Origin of the sequence: Neisseria lactamica (assembly GCF_901482445.1) — a bacterium.
Lineage (GTDB): Bacteria > Pseudomonadota > Gammaproteobacteria > Burkholderiales > Neisseriaceae > Neisseria > Neisseria lactamica.
Genome location: NZ_LR590477.1, coordinates 751,547 through 775,411, shown reverse-complemented (window position 1 = coordinate 775,411; position 23,865 = coordinate 751,547). Strand labels below are relative to the sequence as shown.

At 49.1% G+C, this 23,865-nt stretch carries 23 protein-coding genes and 1 pseudogene; 8 read left to right on the top strand and 16 right to left on the bottom strand.

All coding sequences use genetic code 11. The features are described 5' to 3' along the window. Positions 1-86 precede the first annotated feature (86 nt). The gene (locus tag FGL10_RS12480) at positions 87-1,034 is read left to right on the top strand and encodes a YadA family autotransporter adhesin (protein WP_415087389.1); all 948 of its coding nucleotides are present in this window, start codon (positions 87-89) and stop codon (positions 1,032-1,034) included. A gap of 102 nt (positions 1,035-1,136) precedes the next feature. After that, the gene (locus tag FGL10_RS12770) at positions 1,137-1,268 is read left to right on the top strand and encodes a hypothetical protein (RefSeq protein ID WP_269472461.1); all 132 of its coding nucleotides are present in this window, start codon (positions 1,137-1,139) and stop codon (positions 1,266-1,268) included. Positions 1,269-1,434: 166 nt separating this feature from the next. Here FGL10_RS12770 and FGL10_RS12020 read toward each other — a convergent pair whose 3' ends face one another. The 3 genes from FGL10_RS12020 to hscB form a co-directional block, all read right to left on the bottom strand. Next, positions 1,435-1,581 carry a hypothetical protein gene (locus tag FGL10_RS12020; protein WP_003707709.1) on the bottom strand — a complete coding sequence of 49 codons (147 nt, stop codon included), beginning with the start codon at positions 1,579-1,581 and terminating at the stop codon, positions 1,435-1,437. 13 nt (positions 1,582-1,594) lie between these two features. Continuing rightward, positions 1,595-4,345 (bottom strand): DNA gyrase subunit A, encoded by a 2,751-nt coding sequence (gene gyrA / locus FGL10_RS04135; protein ID WP_003707710.1) that lies wholly within the window; start codon positions 4,343-4,345, stop codon positions 1,595-1,597. 97 nt (positions 4,346-4,442) lie between these two features. Further along, complete coding sequence (hscB, locus tag FGL10_RS04130; protein ID WP_003707711.1) at positions 4,443-4,943, bottom strand: Fe-S protein assembly co-chaperone HscB; 501 nt, start codon at positions 4,941-4,943, stop codon at positions 4,443-4,445. Positions 4,944-5,024: 81 nt separating this feature from the next. On the opposite strand from hscB, the gene FGL10_RS04125 reads away from it, so the two are divergent. Continuing rightward, positions 5,025-5,246, top strand: a complete 222-nt coding sequence (locus FGL10_RS04125) for an alternative ribosome-rescue factor A (protein WP_003751095.1) — start codon at positions 5,025-5,027, stop codon at positions 5,244-5,246. On the opposite strand, the gene iscA is transcribed toward FGL10_RS04125, so the two are convergent. The 6 genes from iscA to iscR form a co-directional block, all read right to left on the bottom strand. Further along, a complete protein-coding gene (gene iscA, locus FGL10_RS04120; RefSeq protein WP_003712320.1) occupies positions 5,206-5,526 on the bottom strand; it encodes an iron-sulfur cluster assembly protein IscA in 321 nt (106 codons plus the stop codon). The genes FGL10_RS04125 and iscA overlap by 41 nt on opposite strands. An 86-nt stretch (positions 5,527-5,612) precedes the next feature. Further along, positions 5,613-5,999, bottom strand: coding sequence for a Fe-S cluster assembly scaffold IscU (gene iscU / locus FGL10_RS04115; protein ID WP_002213175.1), 387 nt, complete (start codon positions 5,997-5,999; stop codon positions 5,613-5,615). Between the two features lie 69 nt (positions 6,000-6,068). After that, positions 6,069-6,197 carry a hypothetical protein gene (locus tag FGL10_RS12765; RefSeq protein ID WP_003707716.1) on the bottom strand — a complete coding sequence of 43 codons (129 nt, stop codon included), beginning with the start codon at positions 6,195-6,197 and terminating at the stop codon, positions 6,069-6,071. A gap of 177 nt (positions 6,198-6,374) precedes the next feature. After that, entirely contained in the window at positions 6,375-7,130 is a 756-nt protein-coding gene (locus FGL10_RS04110; RefSeq protein ID WP_003707718.1) for a YaaW family protein, read from the bottom strand. Between the two features lie 104 nt (positions 7,131-7,234). Further along, on the bottom strand, positions 7,235-8,449 hold the full coding sequence (locus tag FGL10_RS04105; RefSeq protein ID WP_003707720.1) for an IscS subfamily cysteine desulfurase: 1,215 nt from the start codon (positions 8,447-8,449) through the stop codon (positions 7,235-7,237). 28 nt (positions 8,450-8,477) lie between these two features. Beyond that, positions 8,478-8,924 carry a Fe-S cluster assembly transcriptional regulator IscR gene (gene iscR, locus FGL10_RS04100; RefSeq protein ID WP_003707722.1) on the bottom strand — a complete coding sequence of 149 codons (447 nt, stop codon included), beginning with the start codon at positions 8,922-8,924 and terminating at the stop codon, positions 8,478-8,480. A 289-nt stretch (positions 8,925-9,213) separates the two neighbouring features. Here iscR and FGL10_RS04095 point away from each other — a divergent pair, with 289 nt between their 5' ends. Beyond that, positions 9,214-10,386 carry an alpha-hydroxy acid oxidase gene (locus FGL10_RS04095; protein ID WP_003707725.1) on the top strand — a complete coding sequence of 391 codons (1,173 nt, stop codon included), beginning with the start codon at positions 9,214-9,216 and terminating at the stop codon, positions 10,384-10,386. A 148-nt stretch (positions 10,387-10,534) separates the two neighbouring features. Here the strand turns inward: FGL10_RS04095 and FGL10_RS04090 are convergent, their stop codons facing one another. After that, positions 10,535-13,309, bottom strand: coding sequence for a DEAD/DEAH box helicase family protein (locus tag FGL10_RS04090; protein WP_003707727.1), 2,775 nt, complete (start codon positions 13,307-13,309; stop codon positions 10,535-10,537). Continuing rightward, complete coding sequence (locus tag FGL10_RS04085; RefSeq protein ID WP_003707729.1) at positions 13,299-15,404, bottom strand: DNA methyltransferase; 2,106 nt, start codon at positions 15,402-15,404, stop codon at positions 13,299-13,301. Before FGL10_RS04085 ends, FGL10_RS04090 begins: the two co-directional genes overlap by 11 nt. A gap of 168 nt (positions 15,405-15,572) precedes the next feature. Here FGL10_RS04085 and FGL10_RS12910 point away from each other — a divergent pair. Beyond that, a pseudogene (locus tag FGL10_RS12910) lies at positions 15,573-15,683 on the top strand (IS5/IS1182 family transposase); the annotation flags it as partial. A gap of 41 nt (positions 15,684-15,724) precedes the next feature. Here the strand turns inward: FGL10_RS12910 and truB are convergent. The 3 genes from truB to rbfA are packed head-to-tail and all read right to left on the bottom strand — an operon-like array spanning position 15,725 to position 17,609. Next, complete coding sequence (gene truB / locus FGL10_RS04070; RefSeq protein ID WP_003707733.1) at positions 15,725-16,645, bottom strand: tRNA pseudouridine(55) synthase TruB; 921 nt, start codon at positions 16,643-16,645, stop codon at positions 15,725-15,727. 57 nt (positions 16,646-16,702) lie between these two features. Next, positions 16,703-17,227: a hypothetical protein gene (locus FGL10_RS04065; RefSeq protein ID WP_003707736.1), complete on the bottom strand. Its 525-nt coding sequence runs from the start codon at positions 17,225-17,227 to the stop codon at positions 16,703-16,705. A gap of 10 nt (positions 17,228-17,237) precedes the next feature. Then, on the bottom strand, positions 17,238-17,609 hold the full coding sequence (gene rbfA / locus FGL10_RS04060; RefSeq protein WP_003707738.1) for a 30S ribosome-binding factor RbfA: 372 nt from the start codon (positions 17,607-17,609) through the stop codon (positions 17,238-17,240). 182 nt (positions 17,610-17,791) lie between these two features. On the opposite strand from rbfA, the gene clpX reads away from it, so the two are divergent. Continuing rightward, entirely contained in the window at positions 17,792-19,036 is a 1,245-nt protein-coding gene (gene clpX / locus FGL10_RS04055; RefSeq protein ID WP_036469293.1) for an ATP-dependent Clp protease ATP-binding subunit ClpX, read from the top strand. Between the two features lie 102 nt (positions 19,037-19,138). Here the strand turns inward: clpX and FGL10_RS04050 are convergent, their stop codons facing one another. Next, positions 19,139-20,335 carry an aspartate aminotransferase family protein gene (locus tag FGL10_RS04050; RefSeq protein WP_003707743.1) on the bottom strand — a complete coding sequence of 399 codons (1,197 nt, stop codon included), beginning with the start codon at positions 20,333-20,335 and terminating at the stop codon, positions 19,139-19,141. 410 nt (positions 20,336-20,745) lie between these two features. Here FGL10_RS04050 and FGL10_RS04040 point away from each other — a divergent pair, with 410 nt between their 5' ends. Then, positions 20,746-21,243: a hypothetical protein gene (locus FGL10_RS04040; RefSeq protein WP_003707746.1), complete on the top strand. Its 498-nt coding sequence runs from the start codon at positions 20,746-20,748 to the stop codon at positions 21,241-21,243. A 95-nt stretch (positions 21,244-21,338) separates the two neighbouring features. Next, the gene (locus FGL10_RS04035) at positions 21,339-21,893 is read left to right on the top strand and encodes a hypothetical protein (protein ID WP_036469337.1); all 555 of its coding nucleotides are present in this window, start codon (positions 21,339-21,341) and stop codon (positions 21,891-21,893) included. Positions 21,894-22,458: 565 nt separating this feature from the next. On the opposite strand, the gene FGL10_RS04025 is transcribed toward FGL10_RS04035, so the two are convergent. After that, a complete protein-coding gene (locus tag FGL10_RS04025; RefSeq protein ID WP_003707755.1) occupies positions 22,459-23,847 on the bottom strand; it encodes a DEAD/DEAH box helicase in 1,389 nt (462 codons plus the stop codon). Positions 23,848-23,865 lie beyond the last annotated feature (18 nt).

The window sequence follows — 23,865 nt, the reverse complement described above, 5'->3', positions numbered from 1 at the left end:
GCAACTGGTATCTCAGCAAAGCCGACGGTACTGCCGACAAGACCCAGCCTAAAGTCGATCCGGCGAAAGTCCGCCAGTCTGCCGGCATGGACCCTGAGAACAAGGGCGACCGTTATACGCCGCTTGCGAAACGTTCCGACGATACCGCGCTGACTGCCGATCAGAAAGACGCATTGTCCAAGCAGCAGGACCAATATGCCAAAGATGCTGCCGACAAGATTGCCAAAGAGCTGAAAGGTCAGCCTCAAGCCGTTATCGAAGCCGCTCAAAAAGCCGCAGCAGAAGTTGCACGGGTTGAAGCGAAAGACAAATACCTGAAAGACAACGGTTTGGACAAAGGTATCGGCGGTACGGTCATTACCAATGTTGCTTGGGGTCAGAAACCGGACGATGCCGTAAACGTCGATCAGCTGCAAAACAGCGGTTGGAATTTGGATTCCAAAGTAGTTAAAGGTTCTTCGGGCAAAGTCATCAGCGGCAATGTTTCGCCGAGCAAGGTAAAGATGGATGAAACCGTCAACATTGATGCCGGCAACAACATCGAGATTACCCGCAACGGTAAAAATATCGAGATTGCCACTTCGATGGCGCCGCAGTTTTCCAGCGTTTCGCTCGGTGTGGGGGCGGATGCGCCCACTTTGAGCGTGGATGGGGACGCATTGAATGTCGGCAGTAAGAAGGACAACAAACCCGTCCGCATTACCAATGTCGCCCCGGGCGTTAAAGAGGGGGATGTTACAAACGTTGCACAACTTAAAGGCGTGGCGCAAAACTTGAACAACCGCATCGACAATGTGGACGGCAACGCGCGTGCGGGCATCGCCCAAGCGATTGCAACCGCAGGTTTGGTTCAGGCCTATTTGCCCGGCAAGAGTATGATGGCGATCGGCGGCGGCACTTATCGCGGCGAAGCCGGTTACGCCATCGGCTACTCGAGCATTTCCGACGGCGGAAATTGGATTATCAAAGGCACGGCTTCCGGCAATTCGCGCGGCCATTTCGGTGCTTCCGCATCTGTCGGTTATCAGTGGTAAGGGCTTTTTCGCCTGTCTGCTGTTTGGGCAGGCGGAAGGGTTGAAGGGAAGGGCGGCGAGATTTGCCGCCCTTTTTATTTGGGTGTGCCGCATTTTCAACCTATGCCGTCTGAAAGGGCCTTCAGACGGTATTGCTTCAAAACAGCGGATTTTAGAAGCGGTGGTTCGGAATTCTCTGCTGCGTTCGTAGAGCGGTACGCGTGCCACACCGTCGGGGAAGTGTTGGCTGTGTGAACGGTATTTCTTGTTGCCGATGTTGTTGACGGCAAAGTTGGCGTTCATATTGCCTTTAACCAAATGCTGCCGGTTGGCGTGAGGTCGCGTACGCCGTAGCCGCTTTTAACGGATTTGACCGCTTTTTTCTGTTAACATATTGTTTTATTAATAATTATTTATATTCTTACAATGTTGTTTTTCTATAACCTTTTAAAAGAATGCAATATGTTTTGATAAGTTCAAAGCGGGAAGCTGTTTTCAAATTTGATTGCGAGAAGCGGGATGACGGATGAGGGATAAAATAAATGCCGTCTGAATCTTCAGACGGCATCGGGAGATGATTTTCAGTTCTCGGCTTCCGGTTCGGTTGCGCCGGAAATTACAGAAGCGTCGGAGAGTTCGGATTCGTCTTCGTCTTCGGCAACACGTTCCAGCGATACCAAGGTTTCGCCTTCGTCCAAATTAATCAGTTTCACGCCTGCGGCGGCGCGGCCGGTTTCGCGGATTTGTTCGACTTTGGTGCGGATGAGGACGCCGCCGCTGGTAATCAGCATCAAATCGTCGGTTTCGCCGACCAAGGTTGCGGCAACCAAATCGCCGTTGCGTTCGCCGGTATTGATGGCGATATTGCCTTGTCCGCCTTTATTTTTACGGCTGTAATCGGCAATCGGGGTGCGTTTGCCGTAGCCGTTGGCGGTGGCGGTTAATACTTGCAGACCGCTTTCTCCGGCTTCGGGGGCGAAGGTAATCAGGCTGACGATTTTGCCGTCGGCAGGCAGGCGCATACCGCGCATCCCGCCGCTGCCCCGGCCGGACGGGCGCACGCCGTATTTGCCGCCCGGCAGGGCGTTTTCGCTGTCGGCGTTTTCGTCTTCGATGCCGTCTGAAGTTTCGCTGTCGGCATCTTCCGCTTCGCCGTTGCCGGATTTTTCCCAGTATTCGTTAAAGCGGATGGCCTTGCCCAAGTTGGAGAACAGCATAATGTCGTCCGATCCGCCGGTTTGCGCGGCACCGATCAGGGAATCGCCTTCTTTGAGCGCAATAGCTTTGATGCCTTGGGCGCGGACGTTTTTAAAGGCGGAAAGCCGGACTTTTTTCACGATGCCTTGCGCGGTGGCGAAGAAGACGTATTGGTCTTCGGGGAATTCGCGCACGGCGAGGATGGCGCTGACTTTTTCGCCTTCTTCCAACTGGATGACGTTGTTTATCGGACGGCCGCGGCTGTTGCGCCCGCCTTCGGGCAGCTTGTAAACCTTAATCCAGTGGCACTTGCCGAGATTGGTGAAACACATCAGATAGTCGTGTGTGTTCGCAACGAACAGGGTTTCGATGAAGTCTTCGTCTTTGGTGGCGGCAGCCTGTTTGCCGCGTCCGCCGCGACGTTGTGCCTGATAATCGGTGGTCGGCTGGGTTTTAATGTAGCCGCCGTGGGTCAGGGTAACGACCATTTCGCGTTGCGGAATCAGGTCTTCATCGGCAATGTCGCCGCCGAACGGGTTGATTTCGCTGAGCCTTTCATCGCCATAGTTGGTTTTGATTTCTTCCAGCTCGTCGCGGATGATTCGGGTAATGCGTTCGGGTTTGGAGAGGATGTCCACAAAGTCGATGATTTTACCCATCAGGTTTTTGTAGCTTTCGACAATTTCTTCCCGATCGAGGCCGGTCAGGTTTCGCAGGCTCATGCGTAAAATAGCATCTGCCTGAATCTCGCTCAGGTAATAACCTTGCTCTTTCAAACCGATGTTTGCCGCCAATCCTTCCGGACGCATCATTTCCAAATCCAAGCCGGAACGCGTCAGCATTTCTTCAACGAGGCTGCTGCGCCAAGAGCGGGAAAGCAGTTTTTCTTTGGCCTCGGCTGCGTTGGGCGATTCTTTAATGAGCCTGATGATTTCATCGATATTGGACAATGCGACGGCTTTGCCTTCGGCAATATGCCCTTCATGGCGTGCCTTCTTCAATCGGAACAGCGTGCGCCGGGTAACGACTTCGCGGCGGTGGCGCAGGAATTCGGACAGAATCTGCTTCAGGTTCAACAGGCGCGGTTGTCCGTCGACTAAAACCACCATATTGATGCCGAAGCTGTCTTGAAGCTGGGTGAGTTTGTAGAGTTGGTTTAAAACGACTTCGGCATTTTCGTTGCGTTTCAGCTCGATAACGACGCGCATACCGGATTTGTCGGATTCATCGCGGAGCTCGGAAATGCCTTCCAGCGTTTTTTCTCGGACCAAATCGCCGATTTTTTCGACCAGCTTGGCTTTGTTGACCTGATAGGGGATTTCGTCGATAACGATGGCTTCGCGTTCGCCGTTTTTGCCGATGGGTTCGGTGTGGGTCTTGGCTCGGATGACGACGCGGCCGCGGCCGGTTTTATAGCCTTCGCGCACCCCGCTCAAGCCGTAGATGGTTGCCCCGGTCGGGAAGTCGGGGGCTTGGATGATGTCGATCAGCTCGTCGATTTCGGTGTCGGGTGCATCGAGCAGGCGCAGGCAGGCGTTGACGGTGTCGGACAGGTTGTGCGGCGGGATATTGGTCGCCATACCGACGGCGATACCGGAAGAGCCGTTGACGAGCAGGGCGGGGAAGCGGGTCGGCAGTACAAGCGGCTCGTGTTCGCTGCCGTCGTAGTTCGGACCGAAATTGACGGTTTCTTCCTCAATATCCGCCAGCATTTCGTGGGAAATTTTCGCCATACGGATTTCGGTGTAACGCATCGCGGCGGCAGCAAGCCCGTCAACCGATCCGAAGTTGCCCTGTCCGTCTATCAGCACATAGCGCATAGCGAAATTTTGCGCCATACGGACGATGGTGTCGTATACGGCGGTATCGCCGTGGGGGTGGTATTTACCGATGACGTCGCCGACAATGCGCGCCGATTTTTTGTAGGCGGCATTCCAGTTGTTTTTCAGCTCGTGCATGGCATACAGCACGCGGCGGTGTACGGGTTTGAGACCGTCGCGCACGTCCGGCAGCGCGCGCCCGACAATCACGCTCATGGCGTAATCGAGATAGCTTTTGCGCATTTCGTCTTCAAGGCTGACGGGCAGGGTTTCGAGGGCGAATTTGTGGTCGTTGCGGATGGTTGCGTCGGTCATGGTTTCAATGTTTCGTATGGCAAAAAATTGTTGCTTATTTTAGCATATTTTGACGCGGAACGGTGTTGCGGCTATGTCGCCTGAAACACGGTGCGGATTATAATGCCGAGGAAATTTCGTGGCGGAGTTTGTCGAGAAACCTGCCTTGTCGGACTTGTTGTGCGGCGGTGTCGCAATCTTGTCGGGCAAACGACTGTTTCAGACTGCAGAACAGTTTTTCTTGTTCGGCGCGGATTTCGTTATCGAGATTTTTCAAGGATTCAAGGTCGTTGCCTGCCCGTGCCTCCATCAGCGTTTCGCGCCATTCCATTTGCTGCATAAGGAATTCGGGGGCGAAAGAGGTATGCTCCGGCGCGTCGGCATCAATGCCCGATGTTTTCAGCAGGTAGGCGGCGCGGTCGATGGGGTTTTTCAAGGTGCGGTAGGCATCGTTGATGGTGGAAGACATCATTACTGCCTGCTTTTGCTCAAAGGCGGAAGCGGAAGCAAATTTGTCGGGATGGAAACGGGCGGCCAAGGCGCGGTAGGTTTGTTCCAAGTTTTCGGTGTCGATATCGAAAGCGGGTTCAATCCGGAAGAGGGTGAAATATTGGGACATAGTAGAATGATAAATGTGAGATTTTGGCAGAAAACTGTTTTTGCCTTATAATCTGCGGCTTCTTAAACAAAAGGACTGAATATGGGCGGCAAAGTGCAGCACAATAAAGGCAAAATACGCGACAATGCTTTAAAAGCCTTAGTGAAATCCGATTTGTTCCGGCACAAGGTGGAACGGAAAAGAAAAGGCAAAGGCAGCTACAACAGGCAGGAAGCGAAAAAATGGCGGGACGGTTTTGATACTGTCCCGCCGTTTTTATGCCTTAAACGTGGAAGCTCTCGCCGCAGCCGCAGGAGTCTTTGACATTGGGGTTTTCAAATTTGAAACCTTCCTGCAAACCTTCTTTGGTGTAATCGACTTGCGTACCGTCTAAATAAACCAGGCTTTTCGGGTCGATATAAATGCGTGCGCCGTGTTCTTCAAAAATCAGGTCGTCGCCGTCGGCTTCATCGACAAATTCAAGGTTGTACGCCATCCCCGAGCAGCCGCTGGTTTTCACACCCAAGCGTACGCCCAAGCCTTTGCCGCGTTTGGCGAGATAGTCATTGATGTGTTTTGCGGCATTCTCGGTAAGGGTAATCATATTTTTTCCTTGTTGTACCGCCCCGGACGAACCCGAAGCGGCGGGCGGTTCGGACGGCATTGCGGGACGATGCCGTTTGAAGGGCTTTATCTGTTTTCCTGACGTTTGCGGTAGTCGGCAACGGCCGCTTTTACCGCGTCTTCCGCCAAGATGGAGCAGTGGATTTTTACCGGCGGCAGTTCCAATTCCTCGGCGATTTCGCTGTTTTTGATTGCCAGCGCGTCATCAAGGCTTTTGCCTTTGACCCACTCGGTAATCAGGCTGGAAGAAGCGATGGCGGAGCCGCAGCCGTAAGTTTTGAATTTTGCATCTTCGATGATGCCTTCGTCGTTGACTTTGATTTGCAGGCGCATCACGTCGCCGCAGGCAGGCGCGCCGACCATGCCGGTGCCGACGGACTCGTCGTTTTTGTCGAAAGTGCCGACGTTGCGTGGGTTTTCGTAGTGGTCGATTACTTTATCACTGTATGCCATGATGTGGTTTCCTTAATGTTTTTTGATGATTTAAGTGGTTTGTTTGCCTGTTTTCAGACAACTTGACATTCAGATTTTGCACGCGCCGCCTTCGCAGCCATCGTCGTCTTCCGAATCGACACCACCCTCTACGGTAACGCCGTCAAAATCTTCGAGCAGGTTGTCGAGATTGTCCAAATCTAAATCTTGTTCGTTCATGGTTTTGTATCCTTGATTTTAATGTGGTGGCTTTTAGGTCGTCTGAAAAGGCCTTTTTGAGGTTTCAGACGACCTTTTTTGTTTTTAATGTATCAGGTGGAATGGGTTGTCAAACCCAACACTTCGAGTGGATTGATAGGTTTGTTGGGTTTTTAACCCAACCTGCGATTACTGTAATTATCCAAAAGAAACATCTCTTGCTTTCTCATCATACAAATATTTTTGGCGAAGTACCGCAACATGAATTACAGCAGGAATTGTTACACGGTAAGCAGGACCTGCTATATCAATCGCAGTCCATAATCCTGTAATAGTCCAACCAATCGGGCCAGCTAAAACAGACATTGTTCTTGTTAAAGCTGCGTTACCTGCTAAACTTAGCCCTCTTCCTAAAATAGCCTTCATAATATAATTAACAATGATTAAGGTCAGCTGGTATGATTTAAACCCACCTGCTCTAAATACTGCTTGAAATATACCCACTAGTGCTTCTGGTGTAATTCCTGAAAAGTTTTTAAGTCCTAAATTTCTTGCCAAGTCTTGCAATTCAGAATGACTTAATTTTTCTATTGAATCCTCTAGAATTTTCATTAATAGATGTGTTTCTATCTTTTCAACTGATGAGCTATTGTTATAATTAACTTTTAATTTATCACATACATCAGTTAATACTTCCTTGTAAAGTATTCCTTCTCCTCCTCTTAATAATGTAGCAAAAGTATTTGCACCAAAACATTGAATTTCTGCTGCTATCAATTTCCAATACTGATGGTGGTCCGGATAGTATTCTTTATATGCGCTACTCTCACTTAATTCTTCTGTAAATCTTTTCTCACCATCTTTATCATGAGTTAGGCAATATACAAGGTCATTTAAATCTTCTGATTTAATCTCTGCCAAAAATTCCAGATCAGTGTCACAACGATACGCCATTTTTTTTATATCCCTTTAGGAGTTAGAAATAAAATTAATAAGAATAGTTTTTTGGCTATCTGAAACAAAATCCTTCTCCTTTTTCAGATAGCCTATTTAGATTATCAATGCGCCGCCCACTCAATCGAATTCAAATCAATCCCGTCTTTAAACATTTCCCACAGCGGCGACAGTTCGCGCAGTTTGCCGATTTTGGATTTGATCAGCTCTGCTGCAAATTGTACTTCTTCTTCGGTGGTCATGCGGCCGAAGGTGATACGCAGGGACGAGTGCGCCAATTCGTCGTTGCGGCCGAGCGCGCGCAGGACGTAGCTGGGTTCGAGCGAGGCGGAGGTGCAGGCGGAGCCGCTGGATACGGCGAGTTCTTTCACCGCCATAATCAGGCTTTCACCTTCGACGAAGTTGAAGCTGACGTTCAGGTTGTTCGGAGCGCGGTGTTCGAGGTCGCCGTTGATATAGACTTCTTCGATGCCTTCGATGCCTTTGAGGAAGATGTCGCGCAGTTTGCGGTAGTGCGCCATGTCTTGCTCGAGTTCTTCTTTGGCGATGCGGAAGGCTTCGCCCATGCCAACGATTTGGTGGGTCGGCAATGTGCCGCTGCGGAAGCCGCGTTCGTGGCCGCCACCGTGCATTTGGGCTTCGAGACGGACGCGGGGTTTGCGGCGGACGTACAGCGCGCCGATGCCTTTGGGACCGTACACTTTGTGCGCGGACATCGAGAGCAGGTCGATTTTGGCAGCTTCGACATCGACAGGCACTTTGCCGCAGGCTTGGGCGGCATCGACGTGGAAGACGATTTTGCGTTCGCGGCAGATTTCGCCGATGGCGGGAATGTCTTGCACCACACCGATTTCGTTGTTCACCCACATTACGGAAATCAGGATGGTGTCGTCGCGGATGGAGGCTTTGAGTTCTTCCAAATCAATCAAACCGTTTTCCTGCACGCCGAGGTAGGTTACTTCGAAACCTTGGCGTTCGAGTTCGCGCATTGTATCTAAAACGGCTTTGTGTTCGGTTTTGACGGTGATGAGGTGTTTGCCTTTGGTTTTGTAGAAGTTTGCCGCGCCTTTGATGGCGAGGTTGTCGGACTCGGTCGCGCCGCTGGTGAAGATGATTTCTTTAGGGTCGGCATTAATCAGGGCGGCGATGTCGGCACGGGCTTTTTCGACGGCTTCTTCTGCTTCCCAGCCGAATGCGTGGCTGTTGGAGGCGGGGTTGCCGAAGGTTTCGGTCAGATAGGGAATCATTTTTTCGGCAACGCGTTTGTCAACGGGGGTGGTGGCGGCGTAGTCGAGATAAACGGGGGTTTTGACGGTCATGGTTTGCTCTTTCTTTTTCGGGTGTTATTTAATGGATGTGTGTAAATTGGACGACGCGGCTGCCGTCACCGTTGTTTTTTTGTTCGATGATGCTTTGCAGGGTAACGCTGCCGAGGTAGTCGTTGATGGTTTTGTTTAAATTCTCCCAAAGGTCGTGCGTCAGGCAGGGCGCGCCGTGGTGGCAGTTGGCTTTGCTGCCGCATTGGGTCGCGTCCAGCCGGTCTTCGGCGGCGGAAATGATTTGGGCGATGTTGATGCGTGCCGCCGGTGCGGCGAGGATGTAGCCGCCGCCGGGTCCGCGCAGGCTTTCAACCAGTCCGGCGCGACGTAGTTTGCCGAACAATTGCTCGAGATAGGAGAGGGATATGTTTTGGCGTTCGCTGATGGCACTGAGTTTGACGGCGCCGGTTTGCGCGTTCATCGCCAAATCCAGCATAGCGGTAACGGCGAAACGCCCTTTGGTGGTCAGTCTCATAGTGGTGGTTGCCCGTGTCGGCTTTTTTTATAGTGGGCGGAATTGTCCAATATCTGAGTGTTTCAGTCAAGTATGGGGGCGGATTGCGCGATTGGCTGTTTAAATCGGCAGATTGATTGATTTTTAATATTTTGATTTTAATTTGTTATTTTTGAATCCTAAACCTTATGCCGCTTGAAGTGGGAGCGGCGGCGGGTGCGGCAAATGTTGAAATGATTTGCCTTATAATCAATATTGATATACATTATCGATTTCATATAAAGTTATTCAGGTATTCAGGGGGCGACAAATGAAACGTGATTTGAGCAAAATGACCTGCATCGAAGACTTGCGCCGCGTTGCCAAGCGCAAAATGCCGCGTATGTTTTACGATTACATCGATTCGGGTTCGTGGACAGAAACGACTTATCGGGAAAATACTTCGGATTTCAAAGATATCCGCTTCCGACAAAAGGTATTGGTCAATATGGAGGGACGCAGCCTCGAAACCAAAATGATCGGGCAGGATGTGAAAATGCCGGTGGCGATTGCGCCGACGGGTTTTACCGGTATGGCACACGCCGACGGCGAAATTTTGGCGGCGCGGGCGGCGGAGAAGTTCGGCATTCCGTTTACGCTCTCGACCATGTCCATCTGCTCGATTGAAGACGTTGCCGAGAACACTAGCGCGCCGTTTTGGTTTCAGCTTTATGTGATGCGCGACCGCGAGTTTATGGAAAACCTGATTAAGCGCGCGAAGGATGCCAAATGTTCGGCATTGGTTTTGACCGCCGATTTGCAGGTTTTGGGGCAACGCCACAAAGACATCAAAAACGGTCTGTCCGCGCCGCCGAAACCGACCATCGCCAATTTGATCAATCTGGCGACCAAGCCCGAATGGTGTATGAAAATGCTGAACACACAACGCCGCACGTTCCGCAATATCGTCGGACACGCAAAAGATGTGGGCGATTTGTCTTCACTTTCTTCGTGGACGGCGGAACAGTTCGACCCGCGCTTAAGCTGGGACGACGTGGCGCGGATTAAAGATTTGTGGGGTGGCAAGCTGATTATCAAAGGCATTATGGAACCTGAAGACGCGGAAAAAGCAGCGAAAAGCGGTGCGGACGCATTGGTCGTTTCCAACCACGGCGGCCGCCAGCTCGACGATACCGTGTCCGCCATCAAGGCATTGCCCGATATTGTTTCCGCAGTCGGCAGCGACATCGAGGTTTGGATGGACAGCGGTATCCGCAGCGGTCAGGATATTTTGAAGGCGTGGGCTTTGGGTGCGAAAGGTACGATGATCGGCCGCGCGTTCCTCTACGGCTTGGGCGCATACGGTGAAGAAGGCGTTACCCGTGCGCTGGAGATTTTGTACAAGGAAATGGATGTGTCGATGGCGTTTACGGGACACCGCGATATTCAAGATGTCGATGCCTCGATTTTGAGGGGTAAAGATTGGGGTAGGGAAACGGTTTAGATACTGAAAAATATGATGCCGTCTGAACACAGGGTTCGGACGGCATTAAAATTTGGCTGTATTTTAATAATGTGTTGATTAAATATCTGACAAAACGCCCTTTTGTAAAGGAAGTTTTGTCAAACGGGGTTGCCTGCAATGCGCTACTCTATTTTTCAAGCGAAACCGCCCCTAAAGGGAATGACTCCGTAAATTGTCCATTTTCCTGATTGTCAGTAAAAAACGGCAAACCGATCAAACGATAATGCGGTGTATCTTTTTGCAGGATTTTATCCTTGCCATATTCTGCTGTGATTGCTTCTAAAAATTCTTCTTTCCACCTATCAGTTTCCGCTAAATGCTCACCTTTGGGCTCAATGAAAATTTGGTAATACAAAAAGTCGTTCACACCATTGGAAGAAGATTTTTGTTTATCTTTCAGTAATAAAATAAAGTCGGGCATAAATCCTTCACCATCGGCAAAGTTATTTAATTTAAACACTTCTTCATTACGGATTAAATGAACGTCATATTGAGATTTCAAATCGCCCAAACGCGCTGAAATAAATTGAATTAACGCTTCTTCCAAACTCGTTCCGGCAAAATTATCCATCGCATACCAATCATTTTGCGTGGCAATAGTCGTTTTTACATCATCTTTTTTGACCCATTTTTGTTTTGGTGTGCCGAAAATTTCCCATAATTTTTTAGGCGTAAATTCTTTTATACCGATAAATGGCTTATCACTTTCATTCAAATGCTTTTCAACCATTTCCAAGATTTTCAGGCAGCCTGCAAGTTTATCGTCCGGGCAAACCTGTTTGTCTTGCCCTAATCCTAAAAATTCAATTTGCCAGTCTTTCAACAATTTATTTTGCAATTCATTGCGATTTTGAATATTGAGCTTGCTTTGCAAACGGTTGAAATGGAATAAAGATTGACTATTTTTCCCTTTGATATGTAATGCTTTATTGGAAATATGCCGCTCCATTTCACTCATTTTTATGGTTTGAGTAAAATTATTTTGTGTGCCGATTTGTCGGGCGGTTTCATCATTTTCATCGGCTGTAAATTGCGTTTCCTGCAACAGTTGATTACCGTGAACTTGGAATGAAAGCGTTTGCGGATTGGCTTGCAGGCTGTCTGCATTATTATTTTTGGCGTTTGGGTTGGGGATTTTTTTATTCGCCCAAATTAACAACTCTCTAAAATCCTTATTATCGGCAAATTCAGATTTGAGTTTAAATGTTGCCAACACCTTATCATCGTCTTTTTCAGGCAAATAACCGTCTTTTCGCAACTCGTTTTTCAGTTCTGAAATATAGCGGGATTGCTCATCATGCGTGTAATAAAACAATTCTTCCAAAATACGCAATTCGTGTTGCATATCGTTGTCAAATTTGCGTTTATTCGGCTGTTTACCTTCAAACGCAAATGGAAAATAACGCACACCACGACCAATCAACTGCTTTTCCGATACGGTGGCGGCAGCCGTTTTGCCTGATTTTTTATTTGAACCACCGCCATTTTGCCCTTCGTACAAACGCACAATATCAAACAAATTTAAAACGTCCCAACCTTCGGTTAATCTATCCACCGTAAAAATGGCACGGATCGGATTATCAGCCGCTTCCAAATTATTCAGCAATTTTTCCGTTTCGCCGTCGGTTTTTTCAGTTTTGTTTTTGTTGGTTTCGGAGTTGGTAATAATGACATTGTGTTTTTGATAATTTTGTTTCACCCAATTTGCCAAATGTGCAAACTCAAAGCCATTTTCCCGCATAAATTTTAGGGCTTGTTCGGTGCGGGTTTTGCCTTGTTCGTTGGCGTTGTCGCTATTATTCAGGCTGCCTGAAAACGTATCTAAAAACTCAAAATCATCTGCTTGTACATTTTCTGCCCAATTTAAAAACGCCGAATAATCCGCTTTTGATTCATCAATCGTCTTACTTCTAAACAACATCACAGGCTTGAAATTGGCAATGCCATATTTCAACGCAATTTGATGGCGATACCAAGCAAACAATAAAGCGTGCAACACCCGCTCTTTCTTATTCAGCGTACTGGATACCAAATTGATTTCTTTGGTATAACCCTTTTGCAAAAACTCTTTTAACCCAAATTTTGTGATGATTTTATCCGCGTATTTTTGTTGCACGTCAGCATTTTCAGGCAGCGTGGCGGTAAATTCCAACAGCACATTTTGGCTGGGATTGCCATTTTTATTGAGTAACAATTCCAAAACCATATGCTCCCAGCCTTTGCGTTCAATTTCGGCATTGCCTGCATTGGCTTTTAATTCCACTTCCAAATCCAACTCGCCTTGTTTTTTGCTTTTAGTTTGTGCGTTTAAATGGTGTGCTTCATCGCCCAGCATCACAAGGTTCAATTTGTGCAAATCCGCCAATGTGGTTTGGTTTTCTCGCTCGGTGTGAATATCGTTATACAGTTTTTGAATGCTGGTAAATTTAATTTCAATGCCGTCTGAATGTGGGCTAAACGTTTCTACTTTGCGAATGGGAATTACCGTATCGCCCTGCAAAATCTTCTCGGTAAATAAAAATTTTGAGTGCGCCGGGTCAATAAAATTATTTTCCGTTTTATCCACGATGTTATTTTGATTAACGAAAAACAAAAAATGCCGATAACCTTTTTCAAAATAATACAAAATCAAGGCTGCCATCATCATCGTTTTGCCCGCGCCCGTTGCCATATTGAACAGCAAATGGGTAGGGCGGTTTTTGATGTCAGGGAAATCCTTTAATTTTGAAGTGCGGTCAAAAATCACAAAATTTTCTAAAGCCGATTTTTGCCATTCAAAAAACGGATATTTTAAATTATTGGAAACAAATTCAGGCAGCGCGAAAAAATCCGTCTGTTCCATTTCTTCCATCGTTGATTTGCGGTCTTCCGCCCAATCAAACAACGTTTTATTATTCGCCATCTTTTTTCTCCGCTTGATTTTTTACTGATTGATAGAATGCACGGCTTAAGGCTTTATCATCATCGTTCAGGCAATCTGCAAATTGCTCGTCGTCCATTTCGGATAATGAAACATACATTTGATTTAAATCCAACATTTCAAGCACCATTTGTTTTTGTTCGTCTAATGCCAAGGATTGAAATTCAGGCTCTTGAATGATTTGACTAAATTCATTTATGCTGACGTTGTATTTCAAGAAATAGCGTTCGCATAAATCTTCAAACAGTGTTTTGATGTCGTTTGAATTTTCGCACGCTAAAATTTGTTGTTTTGCGGTTTCGTTAAATGGAGCAAGCTCGGCATAAACAAACTCGCCACCACCTTGCCAATTTACGGCTTTGGAAATACCGCCTTGCTCGCCTTCAATCACTTTTTTCAAGCGTTCAACGGCAAGCGTTTCAATATAATCCATTTGTTCAATACCAATATATTGGCGGTTCATTTTGTGAGCGACGGCGGCGGTTGTGCCACTACCCAAGTGGTAGTCTAAGACGATGTCGGATTCGGATGTGGCAATTTGAATAAGATACTGCAATAAGCTCTCAGGTTTTGGAGTAGTAAAAACTTTGCTGCCGAACAGTTTTTTCAATTCATCTGTCGCATGTGTATTTAAGATATCCTGTATTAAGTTCTTATAGGGAGCAGAACGTTCTATCGGCTTGTTTTCGTTATCAACCAACATATAGTTTTTATAACATACACTCCATCCAGATTTTTTAGACTTTGATTTTCTAAACTCCAAAAAACCGTTTGTTATTGCCCAATCAATTTTATTTTTACTCCATTTCCATATCCAGCCATCATTGACAAATTCAGTCCTGCCATTCGGATACGTAAAAGTGCCATCTGGACATTGGATTGCAAAATTCAAACTGTCACTATACTGCAATCCCCCTCTATCTAAATTGTCGATATAATATTTGCCTCTTTCCTGTTCAAACTTATCACTTAATTTGTATCTCTCTGTATCATAAGAAGACGTGTTTTTATTTAATTTAACTGTTTTAAAGTTCTTTGAGTAACATAAGACAAACTCTGTAATAGTCGCTATCTGTTTGGCATCGGACGCACCTGTCTTTTTTTCCCAAATAAAATTGCAGATGAAATTTTCATTTCCGAAAACTTCATCCATTAAAATTTTCAAATATGCCTGTTCGTTGTCGTCAATCGACACAAAAATTGAACCGTCTTCCATAAGCAGCTCTTTGGCGATTTCCAGACGGTTTTTCATAAAAGTCAGCCAAGTGGAACGATTAAATTTGTCGTTGTATTTGAAACCGTCATTGCCCGTGTTATATGGCGGATCAATATAAATTAGCTTCACTTTGCCTTTAAACTGTTTGGCAAGCGAATGTAGGGCTATCAGATTATTGCCTTTGATAATAAGATTTTCGGCTGGTGTGCCGTCTGAATGACGTTTGATTTCGCCAACCGCTTGTTTGCCGTCTGCGGTGTAGCGGGAGAATTTTGAGAATGCTTTTGCGTCAAAAAGTCGGTCAATTTCATCAAAAGCAAGCGTTTGATTAAAAAAGATTTCTTGTCTTTTTCGGATTAATTTGGTGTATAATTGGCTGGCTGGCTGGCTGGCTGGCTGGCTGGCTGGCTGGCTGGCTGGCTGGCTGGCTGGCTGGCTGGCTGGCTGGCTATTATTGCGTTTAAAATAAATTTCTTCGCCTTCTTCGGTGCTTTGTCCGCCATTCAATACGCAATCTTTAAACGGAAAATCCAACACAATATCCGAATTGTCTTTCAAAAAGCGGTTGCCGTCCGTCAAGCCAATGCGGTTGGCGTATTTTGTGTAGGAATTATTGACGCTGTGTTTGTCCAAGAAAAAACGAAAATTCTGCAATTTAAACACCAAAACACCATTCACTTCCACAAAAAAATGGCGTTTTAACTCATCATTTCCCAATAACAACCCGATAATGGTCGGGTCGGTTTTTTCCACCAAATCCAACAGAATGTTTTTGGCTAAAATGGTTTTTTCTTCGTTCGCCCATACTTTTTCGTGTGATAGCAGGGCTTGGGTTAATTCGGCTTGAATGTCTGTCTTCATCGTTATAAATCCTCATCAGTCATTTTAATGTGCCATTCTTGTGTAACGGCAAATGGCTTTGCAAATAAATTCTAATAAAATCAATTCTTTGATGTCTTTGCTGTTTCCGGGGCGTTCGCAAAGTTGCGATAAGCGGGGCGGGTGTCCGAGTGTGTCGTGATTTTACGGAAATATAGTGGATTAAATTTAAATCAGGACAAGGCGACGAAGCCGCAGACAGTACAAATAGTACGGCAAGGCGAGGCAACGCTGTACTGGTCTAAATTTAATCCACTATATCAACACATTATTCAAACACAGCCCGTATTTTTAACCGCTGTTCAGACGACGGATGCCGCCGTGTTCATCAGGCGCAAGGCTTTCAGACGGCATATTTCCTTTTGATATTCCGCCAGTCCGACAAAGCGGCCGTTTTCCGTGTAAACGCGTACCGGCGTATCGGAAGGCAGGTCTTCCTCGAAACGCGGCCGCTGCCCGCAGCGGAGCATATGGACGGCATAATCGTTTAAAACGGTTTGGGGAAAATGGGCAACCAATACGTCGCAGGGCAGCAGCAAGCTGTCGCGTTCTGTTTCGTTCAAATTTGCCAAGGCCTCAAGCGTGTGGCTTTGGGCGATGGTAAAACCGGCGGTTTCGGTGCGGCGCAGGGCGGTCAGGTGGGCGAACGTGCCGATGTGTTTGGCGATGTCTTCGCTGAGGGTGCGGATGTAGGTGCCTTTGCTGCAACGTACGTCGATGACGGCTTTGGGCGCGTCAAACTCGGTAATATCAATGGCGTAAACGGTAATGTCGCGCGGCTTGCGTTCGATGACGATGCCTTTGCGCGCGTATTCGTACAGTGGTTTGCCTTCGTGTTTGAGGGCGGAAAACATTGGCGGCACTTGGCGGATGTTGCCTGTCAGGGCTTGGCATGCCGTCTGAAATTCAGCTAAGGAAATATCGGCGCGTGCGGCGGCGATGATTTCGCCTTCGGCATCGCCCGTGCTGCTGGCTTCGCCGAGTTTCAGCGTGGCGGTGTAGGCTTTATCGGCATCAATCAGATATTGGGCGAACTTGGTCGCTTCGCCGAAGCAGACGGGCAAAAGTCCGGTTGCCAAAGGATCGAGCACGCCGGTATGTCCGGCTTTTTCGGCATGAAACAAACGCCGCGCTTTTTGTAGGGCGGTGTTGCTGGAAAGGCCTTCGGATTTGTCGAGAAGAAGAACGCCGTTGACCGGGCGTTTGGCGGGTTTATTGGTCATATTAATTAGGGAATATTAATGTTCAGACCGTCTGAAAGGGTTCGGACGGCCTGCGTGTCAGCTTAATTCTTCATTCAATAATTCACGAACAGAGTGTTTTTCATCAATTAGATCAACGCTGATTGCATCAAAGCCATTTCGTTTTAATGAGTCAAAACTAATGATTCGGCCATCAATTAAGGGGACTTGTCCTTCAGAATTGACGAAATCTTCATATTCATCTTCATAGTCTATATTGTAATAAAGATGGATCAGAACCCGGTAAGTATACTCATCCAAATCAGTTAACGTTCTGTTTTGCTTTTGATTTGGACTATATTTGTCGCAAAACATAGCGTTATAGCCATGTTCCGCGCCATCAAACAATACGATTTCATTGCCGCTTACAGCTTCTACCGCCACAATTTTTACCGGAGCCTTATCAGTATCGGTAATCAATCCGTCAAAAGGCTCTCCATAGTAACGGATGTGGAAAGTATCTCTACCTTGGCAGGATAATGAAAAGCATCGATGCCCGCCTTCAATTTGCAGGCTGTCACTATGTGCATAGGCGGCTAAATATTCGGGAATCAGATTGTTCATTCTAGCAGTATCAGTCTTCAACCGGTTTTTCCGCCGCCACTTGGTCGATAAGGGCGGACAGGCTCATACCGCGTTCCAAGGATTCGTCGTATTTGAAATGCAGTTCGGGGATTTTGAACAGCTTGATGCGTTTGGCCAATTCGCTGCGGAGGTGTCCGCGTGCGTGTTCCAGCACTTCTTCCGTAATTTCGCGCGCGTCTTGGTTTAAAACGGTGTAGAACACGGTGGCGTGGCTGTAATCGCGGGTAACTTCGACTTCGTTGACGGTAATGAAGCCGGCGCGCGGGTCTTTCAGTCCGGTACGGACGAGTTCGGCAAGCTCGCGCATAATTTGTTCTTTGACACGGTCTTGGCGGGCGTAGCCGCGTTGGGGTTTTCTCATAAATATCCTCAGATTTGGTTTCAGACGGCATTTCTGCCGCCGGGGCGGTTGCGAAGGGGCGTATTATAGCCGAATCGGCGGGATTTTAAGGTAATACATTGATAAGCACGGATATAGTTATTATACTTGGCAACCCGAACGGCGCGTGCCGTTTCTGCAACGCATACATTGTAAAGAAAGCCATGTCCAACGAAAACCGTACCTGTTCCTTTTGCGGAAAATCCAAATCATACGTCAAACATTTGATTGAGGGCGAAAATGCCTTTATCTGCGACGAATGCGTCTCAAACTGTATTGAAATATTGCATGAAGACGGAAATGACGGCACGCTTCCGGAAAGTGCCGGACAGACATCGGAAGAGTCCGGCAAGCTGCCCACACCCGCCGAAATCGTCGCCAACCTCAACGACCACGTTATCGGTCAGGAACAAGCCAAGAAAGCCTTGGCGGTGTCGGTGTACAACCATTACAAACGCCTGCGCCATCCTAAAGTCGGCGGTAATGTCGAATTGTCGAAATCCAACATCCTGCTTATCGGCCCGACCGGATCGGGTAAAACCCTGCTGGCGCAATCTTTGGCGCGCAAACTGGATGTACCGTTCGTGATGGCGGATGCCACAACTTTGACTGAAGCAGGTTATGTCGGCGAAGACGTCGAGCAAATCATTACCAAGCTTTTGGGCAAATGTGATTTCGATGTCGAAAAAGCACAACGCGGCATTGTCTATATCGACGAAATCGATAAAATTTCACGCAAAAGCGACAACCCGTCGATTACCCGCGACGTATCCGGCGAAGGTGTGCAACAAGCCTTGCTGAAACTGATTGAAGGCACGGTGGCCAGTGTTCCGCCACAAGGCGGCCGCAAGCATCCGAATCAGGAATTCATCAACGTCGATACCACCAACATCCTGTTTATCTGCGGCGGCGCGTTTGCAGGCTTGGAAAAAGTCATCCGCCAGCGTACTGAAAAAGGCGGTATCGGTTTCGGTGCGTCCGTTCACAGCAAGGACGAAAATGCCGACATTACCAAGCTGTTCGGCATCGTCGAACCGGAAGATTTAATCAAATTCGGCCTGATTCCGGAATTAATCGGACGTTTGCCTGTGATTGCAACGTTAGAAGAACTGGATGAGGACGCGCTGATTAATATTTTGACCGAGCCGAAAAACGCTTTGGTCAAGCAGTATCAAGCCTTGTTCGGTATGGAAAATGTCGAGTTGGAATTTGAAGAAGGCGCATTGCGTTCCATCGCGCGGCAGGCAATGGAGCGCAAAACCGGCGCGCGCGGCCTGCGTTCTATCGTCGAACGCTGCCTGCTCGATACGATGTACCGCCTGCCTGATTTGAAAGGCTTGAAAAAAGTGGTTGTCGGTAAGGCAGTTATCGAAGAGGGCAGGGAACCGGAATTGGTGTTCGAGTCCTGATGGCAAACAAAACCGCTTCGGAACGTTGAACCACGTTTCCGAAGCGGTTTTTTGTTTCTGATGCCGTCTGAAGCCTTCCCACCTTCAGACGGCATTTGAGTTTTACGGATTGTCTGATGTCGCGGCAAATTCTACCAGCGCGTTTTCCAGACGCGCCAAACCTTCCGCCATATCCTCATCGTTCAACAGCAGCGAAGGCGCGAAACGCAATACGTCCGCACCCGCAACCAAAATCATCACGCCGTGTTTCAAGGCGGCGGCGGTGATTTCGGATGCGCGTCCGCGATAGGCTTCGTCCAACGCGCAGCCGAGCAGCAGCCCCATCCCGCGAACTTGTGAGAACAAGCCCGTTTGTTCTCCCAAAGACCGCAATGCCGTCTGAAGTTTCTGCCCCTGACTGCGGACGTTGTGCAAGGTTTCCGGCGCGTTGATGATGTCGAAGGCGCGGCTGCCGACCGCACACGCCATCGGGTTGCCGCCGAAAGTCGAGCCGTGCGTGCCCGGTTGGAAGGCGGCGGCAATCTTTTCTGTCGCCAGCATCGCGCCGATCGGAAAGCCGCAGCCCAAGGCTTTTGCCGAACTTAAAATATCGGGAACAACGCCGTAATGTTCATAGGCAAACAGCCTGCCCGTATGCCCCATCCCGGTTTGAACTTCGTCCAAAATCAACAACGCATTGTGCCGGTCGCACAGACGGCGCGCCGCCTGCAAATATTCCGCAGTGGCGGGCAGGATGCCGCTTTCGCCCTGTATCGGCTCGATGATGACCGCACAGGTCTGTTCTCCGACGGCAGCTTCCAGCGCGGCAACGTCATTAAACTGAACGTGCGTAATGCCTTGCGGCAGCGGTGCATAATCCTTGCTGTATTTCGGCTGCCCGCCGACGGACACGGTAAACAGCGTGCGTCCGTGGAAACTGTTGATACAGGCGACGATTTCGCTTTTGCCTTCGCCGAAACGGTCGCGCGCATATTTCCTTGCCAGCTTCAACGCCGCCTCATTCGCTTCCGCGCCCGAGTTGCAGAAAAAAACCTTGTCGGCAAAACTGTTTGCAACCAATTTTTGCGCCAATTCCTGTGCCGGCCGCGTCGTATAGATATTGGAAATGTGCCACAGCTTGTGCATCTGCGCGTTTAAAGCATCGACAAGGGCAGGGTGGCAGTGTCCCAGCGCGTTAACGGCGATACCGCCTGAAAAATCAATATATTCACGCCCTTCCGTATCCCAAACGCGGCTGCCTGAAGCGCGTTCGGGAACCATCGGTGCAAAGGCGAAATTGGGGGTCAGATAGTTTTGCATGATTGTTCCTGATTATGGTTTTGCTCGGGATTATGCACCGTTTTTCAGGGCGGATAAAGGGAAATTGCCGACAATATCGGGCATCGGTAAAAATAAACTGAAACATTTTCAACCGGATAGATAAAAAATCAAAAAAATTTCGATAAAATGCTTGAGGCGCGGCAGCGTTTTGATTTAGACTCTCGTCCATATTTTTATCTTCAGACGGCATTTCATTATGCAAGGCAAAACGTTTACAACCGCTTACTGCTATTGGTACCACACAGACGTGCGGTACTTTTTTGCGCTTGCTTGAAATCCATCCCATACGCAAAACAGGCCGCTCGGAACAGGGCGGCTTTTTTGTCGGCTTCAATGAGTCCGCCCGATTCTGACAACAGACACAATCATCAGAAATCAGGAATACGATTATGAATGCCCTCCCCAAAACCGCCCGGCGAAGTGAAACACGGCACACTTGCACCATTTTGACCGATGCCGCCGCAACTTCCCCCGATCTGCCTCAAGATGCAATCGGCAACACTTTAATCAGCGAGGCGATGATTCCGCAAATCCGCACCGTTGCCGCCCTGATTGCCGCCGAACGGCACGATTTCAGCCGCAGCAGCCCCGCCGAATTTACCGATGCCGCCGATTTTTTTGCCGCACGGATTTTGGTCTTGGGCGTGCGCCGCTTCCATTTGGACGTATCGCTGCTGCAAATTTTGAAAACGGCAAACAAGCGCGCCTGCCGCTTTGCCGAAAAACACTGCCTGTTTTTTGTTCCCGCCGAAGCCGAATTGAGTTTGAACAAATGCAAAAACCGCCGCCTGCTGACGGTCGAAACCGAAATTGAGGCGGAAAACAAGGGCGGCCTTGTCGCAAACAGCATCGAGTTTGCCCGCAGGCTGGATGTTTTGCCTTTGTGAATATGGCTTGGCGGAGGGGTTTTTCCGCGAGGGTGCTTGCCAAAATTCCCGACGGCGATACAATAAAACCGATTTTCCACCCAAACAGGACACACATGAAAAAAATCACCGCCTCCGCGCTTATCGCAACATTCGCACTGACCGCCTGCCAAGACGACACGCAGGCGCGGCTCGAACAGCAGCAGAAACAGATTGAAGCCCTGCAACAGCAGCTCGCACAGCAGGCAGACGATACGGTTTACCAACTGACTCCCGAAGCAGTCAAAGACACCATTCCTGCCGAAGCACAGGCAAACGGCAATAACGGTCAGCCCGTTACCGGCAAAGACGGGCAGCAGTATATTTACGATCAATCCACCGGAAGCTGGCTGCTGCAAAGCCTGGTCGGCGCGGCGGCAGGCGCGTTTATCGGCAACGCGCTGGCAAACAAATTCACACGGGCGGGCAACCAAGACAGCCCCGTCGCCCGGCGCGCGCGTGCCGCCTACCATCAGTCCGCGCGCCCCAATGCGCGCACCAGCAGGGATTTGAACACGCGCAGCCTCCGGGCAAAACAACAGGCGGCGCAGGCGCAGCGTTACCGCCCGACAACGCGCCCGCCCGCCAATTACCGCCGCCCCGCTATGCGCGGTTTCGGCAGGAGGCGGTAAACCCGGCGCACCAATGCCGTCTGAAGGGCTTTCAGACGGCATTTTTGCATTTGTTAGGGGGCATTGTTATGTTGCCGTTTGATTTTCAGACGGCATTTCGTTTCCAAGCGTTTGATGTCGGGATGGCAATTCTGATCTACGTGTGTTGGCAGGGCGGCATTGTCATGCCGCCGTTGGGTTTTCAAACGGCATCATATCGAACAGTCAAGCCGTAGGGCGGGATTTGGTGGGCAGGAATGCCCACCCTGCATCTGAACCCCTTCTGCGTCATTCCCACGCAGGAAGGAATCTAGATATTTGAATTTACAGAAAATTTCAATCGTTGCCAAAGCGGAAAAGGGTTTTTATAGTGGATTAACAAAAATCAGGACAAGGCGACGAAGCCGCAGACAGTACAGATAGTACGGCAAGGCGAGGCAACGCCGTACTGGTTTAAATTTAATCCACTATATTGCAGGTTAATCCTTTGGGTATCAAAGCCGGGCGGTGCTGAAACATTGCAAAAATGCCGTCTGAAACTCAAAATCGGTTTCAGACGGCATTGGTTTATGCGGCAGATTGGGGCTTAGCGGTCTTTGTAACGGCGTTCGCTTTTGCCTGCAAAAGAATCGCCGGCTTTGCGTTTGCCTTTGAAGCCTTCGCCGGTTTTTTTGAAACCGTCTTTTTTAAAGCCTTCTTTCTTGAAACCTTCGCCGCGCGTTTTGCCGCCGAAGCCTTCTTTGCCCGGTTTATGATCGCCGCGCCAACCGCCGGATTTGCGTTCGCTCCAGCCGCCTTTGCCTTTCGGTTTGCCGCCGGCCGGTTTGCGTTTGCGTGTCGGTTCCATGCCTTCGATGGTCAGTTCGGGCAGTTTGCGGCCGATGTATTTTTCGATTTTGTGGACTTTGACGTATTCGTTCACTTCGGCAAAAGTAATCGCAATACCGGTACGGCCTGCGCGGCCGGTGCGTCCGATGCGGTGGACGTAGTCTTCCGCCTGTTTCGGCAGGTCGTAGTTGATAACGTGGGTAATGGTCGGTACGTCGATACCGCGTGCGGCAACGTCGGTGGCAACCAAAATTTTGCAGCGGCCTTTGCGCAAATCCATCAGCGTGCGGTTGCGCCAGCCTTGCGGCATATCGCCGTGCAGGCAGTTGGCGGCGAAACCTTTTTCGTACAATTCATCCGCGATGACTTCGGTCATGGCTTTGGTGGACGTGAAAATCACGCATTGGTCGATGTCGGCATCACGCAGGATGTGGTCGAGCAGGCGGTTTTTGTGGCGCATATCGTCGCAATAAAGCAACTGTTCTTCGATTTTGCCCTGGTCGTCCACGCGTTCGACTTCGATGACTTCAGGGTCTTTGGTCAGTTTGCGCGCCAGTTTGCCGACTGCGCCGTCCCAAGTGGCTGAGAATAATAAAGTCTGACGGTCGCTCGGTGTCGCTTCCACGATGGTTTCGATGTCGTCGATAAAGCCCATGTCCAGCATACGGTCGGCCTCGTCCAAAATCAGCACTTCCAAGCGGGCGAAATCGACTTTGCCGCTCTGCATCAAGTCCATCAGACGGCCCGGCGTGGCGACAATCAGATCGACCGGTTTGCTCAGGGCGCGGGTTTGATAGCCGAAAGATGCGCCGCCGACGATGCTGACGGTACGGAACCAACGCATATTTTTGGCATACGCCAGCGCGTTTTTCTCGACTTGAGCCGCCAGTTCGCGGGTCGGGGTCAACACCAACGCGCGCGGGCCTTTGCCCGGTTTTTCGCTGCGTTTGGTCAGTCGCTGCAAAGTCGGTAACAGAAAGGCGGCGGTTTTACCGGAGCCGGTTTGCGCCGAAGCCATAATGTCGCGTCCGTCCAAAGCAGACGGAATCGCCTGCGCCTGAATCGGGGTCGGGCTTTCGTAACCCTCGCTGCTGACGGCGGACAAGATGTTTTTATCGAGGTTCAAATCGGCAAATTTAATAGACATAGCTATCCTTGGAAGACA